Annotated in this window: 12 protein-coding genes; 6 read left to right on the top strand and 6 right to left on the bottom strand. The window is 60.6% G+C overall.

Features of this window, described 5'->3' with window-relative positions:
* Nucleotides 1–2 precede the first annotated feature (2 nt).
* Complete coding sequence (locus AC3ISI_RS17200) at nt 3–1,808, top strand: ABC transporter ATP-binding protein (RefSeq protein WP_489337740.1); 1,806 nt, start codon at nt 3–5, stop codon at nt 1,806–1,808.
* Here the strand turns inward: AC3ISI_RS17200 and AC3ISI_RS17195 are convergent.
* From AC3ISI_RS17195 to AC3ISI_RS17185, 3 genes are all read right to left on the bottom strand, one after another.
* A complete protein-coding gene (locus AC3ISI_RS17195; protein WP_489333010.1) occupies nt 1,780–2,715 on the bottom strand; it encodes an alpha/beta hydrolase in 936 nt (311 codons plus the stop codon). The genes AC3ISI_RS17200 and AC3ISI_RS17195 overlap by 29 nt on opposite strands.
* 224 nt (nt 2,716–2,939) lie before the next feature.
* Nucleotides 2,940–3,938, bottom strand: a complete 999-nt coding sequence (locus AC3ISI_RS17190) for an NAD(P)H-quinone oxidoreductase (protein WP_489333009.1) — start codon at nt 3,936–3,938, stop codon at nt 2,940–2,942.
* A 58-nt stretch (nt 3,939–3,996) separates the two neighbouring features.
* On the bottom strand, nt 3,997–5,208 hold the full coding sequence (locus AC3ISI_RS17185; protein WP_489333008.1) for a YbfB/YjiJ family MFS transporter: 1,212 nt from the start codon (nt 5,206–5,208) through the stop codon (nt 3,997–3,999).
* Between the two features lie 113 nt (nt 5,209–5,321).
* On the opposite strand from AC3ISI_RS17185, the gene AC3ISI_RS17180 reads away from it, so the two are divergent.
* Nucleotides 5,322–6,197: a LysR family transcriptional regulator gene (locus tag AC3ISI_RS17180; protein WP_489333007.1), complete on the top strand. Its 876-nt coding sequence runs from the start codon at nt 5,322–5,324 to the stop codon at nt 6,195–6,197.
* A 101-nt stretch (nt 6,198–6,298) separates the two neighbouring features.
* Here AC3ISI_RS17180 and AC3ISI_RS17175 read toward each other — a convergent pair whose 3' ends face one another.
* Nucleotides 6,299–7,021, bottom strand: coding sequence for a pirin family protein (locus tag AC3ISI_RS17175; protein ID WP_489333006.1), 723 nt, complete (start codon nt 7,019–7,021; stop codon nt 6,299–6,301).
* A gap of 349 nt (nt 7,022–7,370) precedes the next feature.
* Here AC3ISI_RS17175 and AC3ISI_RS17170 point away from each other — a divergent pair, with 349 nt between their 5' ends.
* Together AC3ISI_RS17170 and AC3ISI_RS17165 are read left to right on the top strand one after the other, a co-directional pair.
* Nucleotides 7,371–8,321 (top strand): GlxA family transcriptional regulator, encoded by a 951-nt coding sequence (locus AC3ISI_RS17170; RefSeq protein ID WP_489333005.1) that lies wholly within the window; start codon nt 7,371–7,373, stop codon nt 8,319–8,321.
* A gap of 185 nt (nt 8,322–8,506) precedes the next feature.
* Nucleotides 8,507–10,015, top strand: coding sequence for an ATP-binding protein (locus AC3ISI_RS17165; RefSeq protein ID WP_489333004.1), 1,509 nt, complete (start codon nt 8,507–8,509; stop codon nt 10,013–10,015).
* On the opposite strand, the gene AC3ISI_RS17160 is transcribed toward AC3ISI_RS17165, so the two are convergent.
* Nucleotides 9,936–12,740 carry an ATP-binding protein gene (locus tag AC3ISI_RS17160; RefSeq protein ID WP_489333003.1) on the bottom strand — a complete coding sequence of 935 codons (2,805 nt, stop codon included), beginning with the start codon at nt 12,738–12,740 and terminating at the stop codon, nt 9,936–9,938. The two genes, AC3ISI_RS17165 and AC3ISI_RS17160, sit on opposite strands and share 80 nt — an antisense overlap.
* Nucleotides 12,741–13,055: 315 nt before the next feature.
* On the opposite strand from AC3ISI_RS17160, the gene AC3ISI_RS17155 reads away from it, so the two are divergent.
* Together AC3ISI_RS17155 and AC3ISI_RS17150 are read left to right on the top strand one after the other, a co-directional pair.
* Nucleotides 13,056–13,631 (top strand): flavodoxin family protein, encoded by a 576-nt coding sequence (locus AC3ISI_RS17155; RefSeq protein ID WP_489333002.1) that lies wholly within the window; start codon nt 13,056–13,058, stop codon nt 13,629–13,631.
* 31 nt (nt 13,632–13,662) lie between these two features.
* A complete protein-coding gene (locus AC3ISI_RS17150) occupies nt 13,663–14,487 on the top strand; it encodes an alpha/beta fold hydrolase (RefSeq protein WP_489333001.1) in 825 nt (274 codons plus the stop codon).
* A gap of 101 nt (nt 14,488–14,588) precedes the next feature.
* On the opposite strand, the gene AC3ISI_RS17145 is transcribed toward AC3ISI_RS17150, so the two are convergent.
* A complete protein-coding gene (locus tag AC3ISI_RS17145) occupies nt 14,589–15,029 on the bottom strand; it encodes a helix-turn-helix domain-containing protein (RefSeq protein WP_489333000.1) in 441 nt (146 codons plus the stop codon).
* Nucleotides 15,030–15,125 lie beyond the last annotated feature (96 nt).

Raw genomic sequence — 15,125 nt, 5'->3', positions numbered from 1 at the left:
TCATGGTGGGTCGCTTCACCGCCTTGTTCGACCAGGCCCGACGCGCCTTGCTGCTGGTCTGGGGCACTTCTCGCGGTCTATTCCTCGGCCTGGTCCTGGCCACCCTGATCGCCGGTGTACTCCCGGCGCTGGCCGCCTGGATAGGTCAACGCATCGTCGACGCGGTGGTCAGTGCCATGCAGTTGCACACGCAGCAAGGCAGTGCGCCGTTGTGGCCGGTGGTGCGTTATGTGCTGATGGAGGCGGGGGTGTTGGCGTTGTTGTCCGGTACTCAGCGGGCGTTGTCGGTTCAGCAGTCGCTGTTGCGGGTGCAGTTGGGGCAGAAGGTCAACACGATGATTCTGGAGAAGGCCCAGACGTTGTCGTTGGTGCAGTTCGAGAATTCCGAGTTTTACGACAAGCTGGTGCGAGTGCGGCGCGAGGCGTCGACCCGGCCGCTGGCGTTGGTGATGAAGTCGTTGGGGCTGATCCAGAACCTGATTGTACTGATCAGCTTCGGCGTGTTGCTGGTGCACTTTTCGCCCTGGGCGCTGGTGCTGTTGGTGGTCGGCGCATTACCGGTGTTTTTCGCCGAGGCGCATTTTTCCGGGGATGCTTTTCGGCTGTTCACCCGCCGGGCGCCGGAGAGCCGCCAGCAGAGTTACATCGAGACGCTGCTCTCTCATGAGGGGTATATCAAAGAGGTCAAACTGTTCGGTTTCGCGCCGCTGCTGTTGAAGCGTTATCGCGACACGTTCGCCCGTCTCTACGCTGAAGATCGCCGGTTGACGTTACGTCGCGATGGTTGGGGATTTGTCCTCGGCCTGCTCGGCACGTCGGCGTTTTACCTGGCGTATGCGTGGGTGGTGGTCGACACCGTTCACGGCAACATCAGCCTGGGGCAAATGACCATGTACCTGGTGTTGTTCAAGCAAGGGCAAACCGCGGTCAGCAGTAGCTTGAGCGCCATCAGCGGTCTCTACGAAGACGGGCTTTACCTGTCGAATCTTTATGAATACCTGGCCGAACCGGTGGTGGCCGATTCCGGACATCTCACCGAGGGCGTGTTGCCCGGCGATGGTTTGCGTTTCGAGAACGTCGGTTTTCGTTATCCGGGGGCGACTTGTGCGGCACTCGAAGGCATCGACCTGCATCTGGTTCCGGGGTGCAGTCTGGCGCTGGTGGGGGAGAACGGTTCGGGCAAGACCACGCTGATCAAGTTGCTGACCCGTTTGTACCGACCCGATCAAGGCCGCATTTTGCTCGATGGCAGCGATTTGCAGACCTGGAAGGAGGAGGTGCTACGACAGCGCATAGGCGTGATTTTTCAGGATTACATCCGCTACCAATTCTCGGTGGGTGAAAACATCGGCGTCGGTGACACGTTGGCGTTCAACGATGAACAGCGCTGGCAGGACGCGGCAACGCAGGGCATGGCCGCGCCGTTCATCGAGCGTCTGGATCGAGGGTATGCCACGCAATTGGGGCGATGGTTTGCCGGTGGGCAAGAGTTGTCTGGCGGGCAGTGGCAAAAGATTGCGCTATCGCGTGCCTACATGCGTCGCGACGCCGATATCCTGATTCTCGATGAGCCGACGTCGGCACTCGATCCGGCGGCGGAAGCCGCGGTGTTCGAGCATTTCAGTGAGCACACCGAAGGCCGCATGACGTTGCTGATTTCCCATCGGTTTTCCAGCGTGCGCAATGCAGACCACATCATCGTGCTGGACCAGGGGACGATCCTTGAGCGTGGCGATCACGACAGTCTGGTGAGCGCGGGCGGGCGTTACGCGCAGTTGTTCAACCTGCAAGCCCGGGGTTACCGCTAGGTTTGGCTTTCATCAAACCATCGATTGCCTGGCGATATTGGCTGCCACCCAGGCTCATGCTGTTGTTGTGCGTGCCTCCGGGCACCAGCAGCAGGCTCTTGGGTTGATTGGCGGCGTTGAATAACTGCTGGCTGAAGCGCGAGGGCATGAACGGGTCGGCCAGGCCGTGGACCACCAACAGCGGCATATCGATGTCGACGATCTTGTCGATGGAATCGAATTTTTGCGACACCAGCCAACGCACCGGCAGCCATTTCACCGGCAGATTGCTGTCGGCCACTTGTGCCACGGCATCGCCCAACGTGGTGAACGTGGACTCGATCACCAGACCGCGCACCGGCACCGCGACATGCTGTTTTTTTGCCTGTGCGGCCAGGTCCGCCGCGAGGTCGATGGCCACCGCGCCGCCCAGGGAATGGCCGTAGATCAGACGCTTGTTGGCGTCCGGTTGCATCTGGGTGAAACGCTCCCAAGCGACTCGGGCGTCTTCATAAACGCTGGCTTCCGAGGGCAGATCACCTTTGCTTTGGCCGAAACCACGGTAGTCGATGGCCAGCACCGAGTAGCCCATGGCGCGCAGTTGTTCGATGCGAAACGCCTGGCCGGTCAAGTTCCAGCGCACACCGTGCAGGTAGAGGATCGCCGGCGCATCCCGGCGTGCGGCGGGCCACCACCAGGCGTGCAGGTTTTGCCCTGCCTTGAAACTCGCGGGTTTGATGTCGAATTCCTGCACGTCGTCCGGCAAGCCGCTGTACCAACCGGCCGTGCCCGGTTCGATGCGAAACAACAACTCGCGCTCTTTGTACTTGAGCACGCCACAACTGACCGGCAGGCCGACGATCAGCGCAGCCATGCACAGCAGCGGTAGCCAGCGACGGCCCAAGCGGCTCATCAAATTCGACAACATGCGGTGGTCCGGAAGATCAGCGGGAAAGGTCGGGTTTTAACAGATGCGTGGCGGGGGTGGGAACAATTGCGACAGCCGTATGAGGTTTTGTGGTGAGTTTTCTGGCCTCATCGCGAGCAAGCTCGCTCCCACAGGGGATATGCGTCGCGCCATAGTTCCAATGTGGGAGCGAGCCTGTTCGCGAAAGGGCCAGTGCTGCCAAAGCTGATCTTACTGGTGCCCGCTCAATCCACCGTCAACACAATCTTGCCTACATGATCCCCACCCTCCATCCGCGCATGGGCCTGTGACGCATCGGCCAGCGCATACACCTTGTCGATCATCGGCAGGCAACGCCCGGCGGCGAGCACGGGCCAAACGTACTCTCGCAACTGTTCAGCAATCGAGGCTTTTTCTTCACGGGTACGTGAGCGCAACAGCGAACCGGTGATGATGGCGCGCTTGGCCATGATCGCCAGCAGGTCGACATCCTTGGCGTGAGCGCCGCCGAGAAAGCCCAGCATCACCAGTCGACCTTCCATGCCCAGCGCCGCGATGTTCGGATTCAGGTACGAACCGCCCATGATGTCGAGGATCACGTTCACGCCTTTGCCGGCGGTTTTCTGCGCGATGACCTCGGCGAAATCCTGGTCGCGATAGTTGATCGGCTCGGCCCCCAACTGACGGATCACCGCACACTTGTCCTCGCTGCCCGCCGTGGCGAATGCCTTGACCCCGAATTCGCGGCACAGCATCAACGCGGTGGTGCCGATGCCGCTGGTGCCGCCGTGGATCAATGCGCGCTGGCCTTTGCTGGCGCCGCCCATCTCGAACAGGTTGGCCCAGACAGTGAAGAAGGTTTCCGGGATCGCCGCCGCGTGCACCCAATCCATTCCATCAGGGATCGGCAGCGTCTGGCTGGCCGGTGCCACGCAATACTGCGCATAGCCGCCGCCGTTGGTCAGCGCGCAGACTTTATCACCGACAATAAATTCGCTGACGTCTGCGCCGATGGCCACCACTTCCCCGGCCACTTCCAGTCCGGGGATCGGGCTCATGCCGGGTTTCATCGGGTATTTACCGGCGCGTTGAATCACGTCGGGACGGTTGACCCCGGCCGCGTGCACGCGGATCAGCACTTCGCCCGCAGCCGGTGTGGGGACCGGCTCCTGGCGTGGTTTCAACACCTCGGGGCCGCCGGGCTCGGTGATTTCAATCAGGGTCATGGTTTGAGGCAATGTCATGTCGAAGTCCTGGGATAGAGAAGTCATAAAAGTGGGACCGCATCGAAGGAGCGGTGATTCAGTTCAAGGCAGGCAACAGATCATCACGACGGTTGAGCAAACGCATGCCCTGTTCCAGCAGCAGTGCAACCACAATCGCACCGGCCGCGATGACAAACAACAAGGCGTGATGACCACCACTGGCATTGAACAGCGCCGAATAGGCAAACCCGGCGATGGCCTGAAATGTTGCGAACGAAACCGTCGCGCGGCTCCAGGCCACTTGCTGCCGGTGATGCTGCGGGATCAGCTCGTGAACCCGTGCCAGTGCCAGCGGGACGATGCCCGGCGGGAATGAGCCGAGAATCACTGCCAGTAAGGCCAGCGCCGTATAAGAGTTCGAGACTGACAGCAGACCAACGGCAATCGCCTGCACCGCCAACACCAGACGAATACTGACCTTCGCGCCGAACTGATCCGCCAGAAATCCATAACTCACCGGCCCGATAATCGCGCCGACGCCATACATCACCCAAATCAGCGCTCCGACGTGTGGCCCAGCTCCAAGGCCACGGGCCACGTAATCCACCAGGAACACCATGGCGGGCACCAGCCCGGCGGCCATGAACGCGTATTGAGCGAACAGCAGGTAAACGCGCGGATCAGTGGCTGTCTTAGGGTCGGCGACTGCTAGGGTGATGGCAGTGTGGTGAGTTTCTGACGGCCAGCCGAACCAACTGGCAGAGGTGAGAACCAAAGACAACAAGCCAAGGCCGAACCAGGTCTGCTGCAAGCCAAGACTCAGCAACGGCGGAACAATCGTCCCCGAGCCGGCAATGCCCAGGCCAATGCCCAGAAAAATTGCGCCGCTGGCCAAACCTCTACGCGATGCCGGCACATGTGGCAGCACCGTCGCGGCCACCAGCACCATGATCGCGCCGCCGGCAATGCCCGACAGCAGGCGCCAGCCGAAGAACCAGCTCACCGACAAGGGAAAGCCACAGGCGAAGAACGACAAAGTCACGGCAAGCATCATCAGCCGCAGCGCGGTTTTGTTGGACGTGCGTTGCGCGACAGGGCGGCCAATCAGGGCGCCAATCAGATAACCGACGAGGTTGGCAGCGCCGAGGTACACGACGTCGCTGGCGGAAAACCAGTGGGCCTGGATCAACGAGGGAATCAACGGTGTGTACGCAAACCGCGCCAGGCCTATGCTGACCAGGCTGGCGCTGAGACCGGCGAAGATCGGCAGCCAGATCGCGCTGCGCGAGGGGGGCGATAAACTGTGCATGAGCAGGGTCCCGAGAGGTGGTTGCTGGCCTTAAGCCTATCGCGATTTATTGATGCAATAACGCAGCGATTTTGCGTTACTGTGATGCGTTTATGCATCGGTTGGAGAGCTGCATGAATTGGGATGACGCACGGATATTTCTCGCGGTTTGCCGAGAGTCGACACTGCGCGGTGCAGCGCGGGTGCTGGGGGTTGATCAAGCCACGGTGGGCCGGCGCATTACAGCGTTGGAAAAGTCATTGAGTGCGACGTTGTTTCTGCGCACCTCGGAAGGCTATGCACTGACCGCGGTCGGCGAGGCGGCACTGGCGGCCGTGGAAAAAATGGAGCGTTCGGCATTGGAGCTGGAGCGGCAGATTCAGGGGCTGGACGACCGGCTGACCGGGCTCGTTCGGGTCAGCACCACGGACTCCCTGGCCATCGATTTTCTGATCCCGGCCATTGCGCGCCTGCATCAACAGCACCCCGACGTACGCGTGCAACTGGACGCCTCGACGCAGATTCTCAGCCTGGCCAAACGCGAAGCCGACATCGCCGTGCGCAATACCCGGCCGGAAAATCCGGACCTGATTGCGCGACGCATCGCCCGCTGGCCGGTGGGGCTTTTTGCGTCCCAGGCCTATGTGGACGCCCACGGCGTGCCGACACCTGGCTCGGCGTTTGAAGGGCATGATCTGGTGGTGTATCAGCCGTACCTGCAAAGTCAAAAGGAGATGACGCTGGTGTCGGAACCGCTGACTCGCGGGCGGATCGTGTCGAGCCTGAGTTCCAGCCTGCTGGTGCGTCGATCCATTGCGGCGGGCATCGGGTTGGGGGAAGTTCCGGTGTACATGGGGGAGAGGGACGGGTTGGTCAGGCTCTGGCTGGAGCGCACACGGCCGCTGCCGTATGACGTCTGGCTGGTGACCCACGCCGACTTGCGGCACACCGCGCGCGTGCGGGCGGTGATTGATGAAATTGTCGCGGTGTTTTCAGGTACGGGTGAGTGAAGGCAAAAAGATCGCAGCCTCGTTTCACTCGACAGCTCCTACAGGTGAACGCAAAACCCTGTAGGAGCTGTCGAGTGAAGCGAGGCTGCGATCTCTTGACCTTATGGCATTTCAGGCAGTTCTTGTGGGCGCAAGTCGAACACCAGTACTTCGGCATCCACACCGTTGCTCAACGTCAGCACCTGCTCATCACGAACCCGCACGCCATCACCTTCCTGCAACTGCACGCCGTTGAGTTCAACGCTGCCACGGGCCACGTGCACATAGGCATAACGATTCGCGGCCAGTTCCAACGCGGCGTTTTCCTTGCCGTCGATCAGCGCGGCGTACACCCGTGCATCCTGGCGCACCTTCAGCGAACCCTTGTCGCCGTCGGGGGAGATGATCAGTTGCAGACGCCCGCGTTTCTTTTGCGTGCTGAAATGCTCTTGCTGATAACGCGGTTTAGCGCCGCTGACTTCTGGCACGATCCAGATTTGCAGGAAGTGCACGGGCCGTGTTGCCGAGTGGTTGTACTCGCTGTGAGCCACGCCACTGCCGGCGCTCATCAACTGCACGTCACCCGGACGGATGACCGAACCAGTACCCAGCGTGTCCTTGTGTTCCAGCGCGCCTTCAAGCACGTAGGAGAAAATCTCCATGTCGCGGTGTGGGTGCTGGCCGAAACCTTTACCGGCTGCCACGCGATCATCGTTGATCACCAACAGATCGGAAAAACCTTGTTCTTTCGGGTTGCGGTAGTTGGCGAAGGAAAAGGTATGGAACGACTTCAACCAACCGTGATTGGCCGCGCCGCGATCCGAGGCTTTGCGAAGGGTCAGCATGATGAAATCTCCTGTTGGGACGTTGATTCGTCCGAGTGAGGAGAAGGTTAATGGTTACTGGCTGGTGCAATAAGTAGGTGAAGATTGAAACACTGTCCCTGTCAGGTTGACAGTTGTGTGCGGGGGATCACGTATTCTTCTCCGACGTTAATGCCACGATTGGCCATAATGCACAGCACACTTTTAATGCCGGACGCATAACCCCTGTGGGAGCGAGCTTGCTCGCGATGACGGTGTCACATTCAACGACAATGGCGACTGTAAGGCCGCCATCGCGAGCAAGCTCGCTCCCACAGGGGACTGGTGTTCAGCCGATGGATCTTCCTTTGACTTCAGTGATTTTTAACTCATGAAAACCGTGGCAATGGTGTTGTTCCCGGGCTTTCTGCTGCTCGACATGGCCGGCCCCATGGAGGTGTTTTCCATCGCCAACCGCTACCTGTCCGCGGCTGATCGCTACGAGCTGACGACCATCGGCACCGAACCTGGCGCATTGCGTGCGTCCAACGGCGTCAGCGTCCAGGCCGATCTGCACATTGATCAGGCGAATCAAGGTTACGACCTGCTGCTGGTGCCGGGCGGTCCCGGTGCCTATAACGAGAAACACCCACCGTTGCTCAGCTGGCTCAAGAGCGCGGTGAATCGCGCCGGGCGCTATGGTTCGATCTGCACCGGCGCCTTTATATTGGGGTACGCCGGCTTGCTCGATGGTTATCACGTGACCACCCACTGGCATTACACCGAACGGTTGATCAAAGGTTTTCCCAAGGCCACGGTGCAGACCGATCAGATTTACGTGCAGGATCGCAACCTCATCACTTCCGGCGGCGTAACCGCCGGCATCGATCTGGCGCTGGCGGTGGTCGCCGAAGACCATGGCAAAAAAGTCGCACAGGACGTGGCCAAAGTGCTGTTGGTGGTGATGAAACGCCAGGGTGGACAGGCACAATTCAGCCCGTTGATGACGGCGGTCGCACCGCACGAAACGCCGATCACCCGCGTGCAAAACTATGTGCTGGAACATTTGGATGAAGCGTTCTGCATCGAACGCATGGCCGGCCTGGCAACCATGAGTGCGCGCCACTTCACCCGGATTTTTTCCCGGGAAGTGAACATGACCCCCATGGAATTTTTGCAAAACGCACGCATCGACCGCGCCAGGAGCCTGTTGGAAACCAGTGACGTGCCGCTCAAGACCGTGGCGTTCAAAAGTGGCTTTGGCAGTGTGCGGCACATGCGTTTTCTGTTCGGCGAAAAGCTCGGTCTGACCCCCAGCCAATATCGCGAACAGTTCAGCTAGCGCCTTGTGTCCGTTGCGCGCACCGTGATGGCCGGGGCGCTCCCTCCGTGGCCGTTGTACTGTCACGCAGGACTGCCAAGATACCCGTGAACTCTTTGCAATGGAGGTGCGGGAGCCTGGAGGGCAAGTGCGAAGGATGTTTGCGGCACTTTGAGCCGGGCCAGGTTTTCAGCACGTAAACGTGCATGAACAGCCTCAGAGATTTGAACAGCGAAGCGGTGCTGCATTTCGGCCCCTACGCGTTTCACCAAAGCCAACGGCTGATCCTGGAAGGTGACCGGCCGCTGCGCATGGGTGGACGAGCCCTGGACATTTTGCAGGTGCTGCTGGAGCGGGCCGGGACGGTGGTCAGTAAGGACGCATTGATCGCGCAGGTCTGGCCGACGTCGGTGGTCGAAGAAATCAATCTGCGCGTACACATCGCAGCCCTGCGTCGCGCCTTGGGCGACGGGCGCAACGGTCAGCGCTACATCGTCAACATTCCACAGCGCGGGTATAGCTTTGTTGCCCCGGTGCAGCACGTGCCAGCGGGCGTGCCTGTGTCGATCCAGACCGTTCAAAAAGCTCAGCACAACCTGCCTGCACGGCTCACGCCGGTGACCGGTCGTGACTCGATTGTCGGCAGTCTGGTCCGGCAGTTGCCGGTGCGGCGTTTGATGACGCTGGTCGGGCCCGGCGGCATCGGCAAGACCACCGTGGCGTTGCGTGTGGCTGAACTGTTGTTGCAGCACTATCAGGAGGGTGTCTGGCTGGTTGATCTGGGGGAGATTGATGATCCCTCGCACGTGGTTGATCACCTGACGCACGCCCTCGAACTGGACGCCGGGACTCTCTTCGGGGCGTGGGCGCAGCGCCATGCGTTACTGGTGCTCGACAACTGCGAGCACCTGCTGGAGCGCTGTCGGACATTGGTCGAAAGCCTGCTGGTCGCGGCGCCCCGACTGTCGATTCTGGTCACCAGTCGCGAGCCTTTGCGGGCCGCAGGAGAAACGCTGGTACGTTTACCGCCACTGGCGGTGCCGCCCGTCTGCGAGCTGCAAAGTGTCGCGCAAGTCATGGGCTATTCGGCCGTGCAACTGTTCGTCAGTCGCGCCCGTGCCCGTCAACAAGGCTTTGCCCTGCGTGAACAAGACCTCATGGCCGTGGGTGACATCTGCCGCAGGCTCGATGGTTTGCCGCTGGCCATCGAGTTAGCCGCCGCGCAGATCGACGCGTTGGCGTTGGTGGGGGTGCAAGCTCAACTCGACAATTGCTTTCAACTTTTGACCCAAGGCCGGCGCACCGCTATCCCCCGGCATCAAACCTTGAAAGCCGCGCTGGATTGGAGTTATGAACGGCTGAGCCCATTAGAGCAAACGGTGTTGCAGCGTTTGGCCGTGTTCAAAATGGCCTTCACCCCGGACGCCGCCATCGACGTGATCAGCTGCGCGGTACTGCTGCCTGGCCGCGTGATGGAAGCGGTGGAACACCTGGCGCTGAAATCGCTGTTGTCGATGGAGCAGGGCAGTGGCGTGACCCGTTACCGTTTCCTCAACACCACCCGCACATACGCTCTGACATTACTCGAACACAGTGGAGGGGTACGCGATTTGGAAAGGCGTTATGCGTGCTACATCAGCCGGGCAGGTGGCGCTGCAGTTCGTCGAGTAACCGACGCACTTTCACCAGGTCCGGTGTCGCCAAACCTTCCGTAAACCGCTGGTAGATCGGCGCCAGCAGTTCATGAGCTTGCCGAAAATGACCCTGACGCTGCCAAAGTTGTGCCAGTGAGGTGGCGCTGCGCAGTTCCCAGGCGAGGGCGCCCTGGGTTCTGGCCACATTCAGTGCCCTGATCAGTACGGCCTCGGCGGTATCGATTTTCTGCGGGCAGTCCTCTGCCAGCAATGCGTTCGCCCTGGCCCGCAGAATTTCTGCCGTGCTCCAGCCTGCGTCGCCGCTATCTGCTCGTTGCAGCAAGGCCTCATCGACCAAATCATTGTTCAGCGTGACCAAGATGTCCTTGATCAACCCGGTGCCCGGTGAGGGGGGGATTTGCGCTTGCGCCGGGTCGATCACCTGCGCGTAATGACGCGCCCATGTATAGAACAGCAACACCGAGTGTTTTTGCGCTTGCTCCAGCAGCAGGCGTAGCAGTTCACGAGCGCTGCGGGTGTCGCCGTTGTAATGGGCGATCAGGCAACCGGCAAGGGCCAGGGTGTAACAAATGGAGGTGCCATGGTTGATCTGGATCGCGATATCCAGTGCCTGCCGGGCGGTGCGCCAGGCTTGCTCCGGTTGGCCCTGCAACCACAAGATGCGCGCCAGAATCGTCAGGGCGGCAACGCTCTGATCGTACTGCACGCCAAAACCATGGGTGAATCGGTTGAGGTGGCCGCTCTGTGCCATGCGCTGGAGTACTTGTTCGGCATCTACCCCCGCTTGTTCCTGATCCCCGGAAAAGTGCAGGGCCAGCACCCGTAAGCGGTGCGTGCTCAGCGACAGCACGGCATCGTCTTGTGCGTCCAACCGATCGAATTGCCGGCTCTGCTCCAGTGCCATTCGATAATTGCCGCAACTGAGATTGACCGCCATGTACCCGGACACCGCCCGCAGCTGACCGGCCACGTCACTGCACTGTATGGCCAGATTCCTGGCACTGACGAAGGCTTCGATGGTTTCCGGTGTGCCGCCCTGGGTGTGGTAACAGGAGCTGCCGAGGGCCAGCTTGAGGGCCATTTTCAGATGAAGGCAGGGCTCGGGCGTCGCATCGAGCAACGTCAGGGCCTTGCGCACATACACGCCGTGCTCCTTGAGCAGCGACAGTTCCTGCCACAGCGGCGTGGACGTTGCGGCCAGGCGGATCGCCAGTGATCGAGACCCGCGTCCGTTCAAGCCCCAATCGAGCGCAGCGCGAATATCTTCCAGGCCGCGGGCATAACGCTCGATCCACACACCGGTGGGGATGTGCTCCCAGTCATTCTGGGCCTGATGCATCAAGACCAGGCAGCGTTCGGCATGGCGGATTTGCGTGTCCGCCAAGTCGGTGGTCTGGTCGAGTTTCTCCAGGGCATAGCTGCGTGTGGTGTCGAGCAGGCGGTAAAACACTTCTTCATCGCCGACCTCCACGTTCAGCAGCGACTTGGCGACCAATTGGGTAATCGCGCCAAACACCTTGTCGGGGTCGATGTGTTCACCGACGATTACTTCGGCGGCCGACTCCAGGGTGAATCCTCCCCTGAACACACCCAATCGGCGCAGGCAGGTTTGCTCACAGACCGTCAGCAGTTCGAAGCTCCAGTCGAGCGTGGCGCGAAGGGTCTGGTGTCGGCCAATCGCTGGCTGACACCCTTGGGTAAGCAGGCGAAAACTGCCATGCAACTGTTCCAGCAGTCCACTCAAACCAAAGCTGCCGACTTGCGCGGCGGCCAGTTCGATGGCCAGTGGAATCCCGTCCAGGCGATGGCAGATGTCGATCAACAGTGGCAGCTCGTCATCGCTCAATTCAAAGCTGTCGTGGCTGGTTATCGCCCGCTCGACAAACAATTGCAGCGCCGAAAACGTCATGGCCTGAGCGCGGTCCAGCACGGCGATGGGCGGCGGACAGTCCAGCGACTCCAGGCGCTGAACGAATTCGCCTTCGGCCCGCAGGCTTTCGCGGCTGGTGGCCAGAATGTGCACCTCGGGCGCGCCTCGCAGGATGCCTTCACAGAGCAGGGCGATGGCGTCGAGCAGGTGCTCGCAATTGTCGATCACCAGCAGCATCTGCCTGTCGCGCAGGAAGGCTGCGAGCCCGCTCATGGGTTCGCCGTCGTGCAGGGACAAATCCAGCAGAGTCGCCAGATGCGTGGTGATCATCAACGGGTCGTTGATCGGTGCCAGGTCCAGTAGACGAATACCGTCCCGGTAACGCCCGATCAGCTGTTCGGCAACGCGCAGGGCCACGGTGGTCTTGCCGATTCCGCCGGGGCCGACGAGGGTGATGAAACGCTTGCGTGCCAGTTGCGTGACCAGAGCGTCGACCAGGGCCTGGCGACCGATCAGCCGAGTGCGGCGCATGGGCAAATTATGGCCGTTGGGCACCGGCGCTTCGGTGTCCGGGTGTAGCTCGATCAGTTCCAGTGAATAGGGCGCGACAAAGCTATAGCCGCGCTGCGCCACGGTGACGATGTAGCGCTGACCGGCCTGGCCATCACCAAGGGCTTTGCGCAATGCCGCCATGTGTACCCGCAGGTTGATGTCTTCCACCACGCTTTTGGGCCAGACCGTCGCGATCAGTTGCTGTTTGCTGACCACCTGCCCGGCGTGCTCCAGCAGGATCAACAGAATGTCCATGGCCCGCCGACCCAGGCGCAGGGGCTGATCGGCTTCCATCACCAGGCGTTGTCCGGGGTAGATCCGGTAGGGGCCGAAATGCACAGCCTGCTCGGGGGAAAGGGTCAATGGGTCACTCCTGCTTGCATCCGTCCAGGACGAGGTTTTCGAGCATGTTCCTCAGGTTTTTTGGTCGGCGCAATCCGGGTGACGAGTGACGGTCGGGTGTTGGCAACGACTGCTTGTGCCCTGCACACGCAGCAGGTGCAGTGTTTAGGGTAGCAAAGGCAGCGCCATGGTTTTGGGTGCGCCATGGAAAATTAACAACGTTTAACTCGTCCAGCGTCTGGTCTACGCCCAAAACTCTGCTTCTTCAACTTCACCGATCAGTCGCAGTGTTGGCATTGAAGTTAAGCAGGGATTCATTGTCATGAGGACACCGTAATGAGCAACGTGGTGGTGGTCTATCACAGCGGCTACGGGCACACCCGGGTCATGGCGCAGGCCGTCGCCCGAGGGGTGGAACGGCACGTGGGCAGCACCTGCCAGTTGATTCCGGTCGAGGAAGTGGAAGATCACTGGGATCGATTACACCGCGCCGACGCCATTATCTTCGGCGCGCCGACCTACATGGGCAGCGTCTCGGCGCCCTTCAAAGGGTTCATGGAGGCCACTGCGGCGTTTTACCTGGCCCAACCCTGGCGCGACAAGTTGGCCGCCGGGTTCACCAACTCCGGCAGCCTGTGCGGCGACAAACTCAACACCTTGCTCCAGCTGGCGGTGTTCGCCGCCCAACACTCAATGATCTGGGTTGGCCTCGACGTGCTGCCGGCACGCTCCGGCACGGGCGTGTTCGATGGGCAGATGAATCGCCTGGGCAGCTCGCTGGGCGCCATGTCCCAGTCAAATGTCGAGCAACCTCCCGAATTGGCCCCGCCGCCCGAAGACCGCAGCACCGCCGCGCATCTGGGCGAGCGGGTGGCCCGGTTGGCCGAGCGCATGAACCCCTCACTTGTTTGATTCACCCCAACCCCCGCTAAGGAGAAATCGCATGAGTACATTCACGACCCGAGACGGCACCGAGATTTACTACAAGGACTGGGGCACAGGTCAGCCCATCGTCTTCAGCCATGGCTGGCCATTGAACGCCGACAGCTGGGAGTCGCAGATGATTTTCCTGGCTGACAAGGGCTACCGGGTTATTGCCCATGACCGCCGGGGTCACGGGCGTTCCAGCCAGCCGTGGTCCGGTAATGACATGGACCACTACGCCGACGATCTGGCGCAGTTGATCGAGCTGCTGGATCTGCAAAACGCCGTGTTGTTCGGCTTCTCCACCGGGGGCGGTGAAGTGGCGCGCTACATTGGTCGCCACGGTACTGGCCGGGTAGCCAAGGCCGGGCTGATATCTGCGGTGCCGCCGCTGATGCTCAAGACCGAAGCCAACCCTGGCGGTCTGCCCATCGAGGTGTTCGATGGCATTCGCCAGGCGTCACTGGTCGACCGTTCGCAGCTGTACATCGACCTCGCCAGCGGGCCGTTCTTCGGCTTCAACAAACCAGACGCCAAACCATCACAAGGCATGATCGACTGGTTCTGGATGCAAGGCATGATGGCAGGCCACAAAAGCGCCTATGACTGCATCAAGGCCTTCTCCGAAACCGACTTTACCGAAGACCTGAAAAAATTCGACATCCCCACCTTGGTAGTGCACGGCGATGCGGATCAGGTGGTGCCGTTCGAAGCGGCGGGCATTGCCTCGGCACGACTGGTCAAAGGCTCTACGCTCAAAGTCTACCCAGGCGCCCCCCATGGTTTGACGGATACCCACAAGGATCAGCTAAACGCTGACTTGCTGGCGTTCCTCAAGGGGTAACGCAAGCGCAAGCTGCTACAGGTGCCTGCGTCCTGTAGCAGCTGTCGAGCCGCAGTCACGCTGGGGCTCGACAGCTGCTACCCAATTCGCGGCGTCAGGCTTTATTGCGCGTGATGTTGGGCGGTGTAGGCAGGGCGGTGAGGTTGAGGGCGCAGAGCGCGGCAGCGCCACGCAAACGGCGTGATGCCTTCGCTACGGGTGAATATGTGACAAAAATGTGCCTGATCGCAGAAGCCACATTCGAGGCTGATTTGCGTCAGCGTCAGGTCGGTATTTTGGATCAGTTGCTTGGCGCGGGCGATGCGTTGGTTGCGAATCCAGTCTTGTGGCGAGAGACCGGTGCTGCATTTGAACGCACGGGAAAAATGACTGCGCGAGAGGGCGCAGGCCCGCGCCAGTTCGGTGACCTCGACGGTTTCATCCAGATGATCGAGGATCAGTTGTTTCGCCAGGCTTTCGCGCCAGGGAGTCAGGCCACCAGTGGTCTTCTTTGGTGATTCAGTGACTGCTGCGCGGGCAGCGTTTTGCTGAGAGTGGGCCATGACAAATGTCCGTGTCGGTGAGCTTCATTCTTGGACGCAGGGCTCTGGCAGGCGAGTTAAACGTTGTTAATTCCGTCTGTGCGCAAGACGGGAAAA

It is taken from the genome of Pseudomonas sp. GL_139_B (assembly GCF_057834475.1).
The sequence above is the reverse complement of the archived record's forward strand: the minus strand, read 5'-3'. Positions and strand labels throughout refer to the sequence as shown.

Excerpts from the sequence above, each read along its gene's own strand:
- AC3ISI_RS17150 (WP_489333001.1), top strand. The coding sequence starts at position 13,663 with ATGAGTACATTCACGACCCGAGACGGCACCGAGATTTACTACAAGGAC.
- AC3ISI_RS17190 (WP_489333009.1), bottom strand. The coding sequence starts at position 3,938 with ATGACATTGCCTCAAACCATGACCCTGATTGAAATCACCGAGCCCGGC.
- AC3ISI_RS17180 (WP_489333007.1), top strand. The coding sequence starts at position 5,322 with ATGAATTGGGATGACGCACGGATATTTCTCGCGGTTTGCCGAGAGTCG.
- AC3ISI_RS17155 (WP_489333002.1), top strand. The coding sequence starts at position 13,056 with ATGAGCAACGTGGTGGTGGTCTATCACAGCGGCTACGGGCACACCCGG.
- AC3ISI_RS17170 (WP_489333005.1), top strand. The coding sequence starts at position 7,371 with ATGAAAACCGTGGCAATGGTGTTGTTCCCGGGCTTTCTGCTGCTCGAC.
- AC3ISI_RS17185 (WP_489333008.1), bottom strand. The coding sequence starts at position 5,208 with ATGCACAGTTTATCGCCCCCCTCGCGCAGCGCGATCTGGCTGCCGATC.
- AC3ISI_RS17175 (WP_489333006.1), bottom strand. The coding sequence starts at position 7,021 with ATGCTGACCCTTCGCAAAGCCTCGGATCGCGGCGCGGCCAATCACGGT.
- AC3ISI_RS17165 (WP_489333004.1), top strand. The coding sequence starts at position 8,507 with ATGAACAGCCTCAGAGATTTGAACAGCGAAGCGGTGCTGCATTTCGGC.
- AC3ISI_RS17195 (WP_489333010.1), bottom strand. The coding sequence starts at position 2,715 with ATGTTGTCGAATTTGATGAGCCGCTTGGGCCGTCGCTGGCTACCGCTG.
- AC3ISI_RS17200 (WP_489337740.1), top strand. The coding sequence starts at position 3 with ATGGTGGGTCGCTTCACCGCCTTGTTCGACCAGGCCCGACGCGCCTTG.
- AC3ISI_RS17145 (WP_489333000.1), bottom strand. The coding sequence starts at position 15,029 with ATGGCCCACTCTCAGCAAAACGCTGCCCGCGCAGCAGTCACTGAATCA.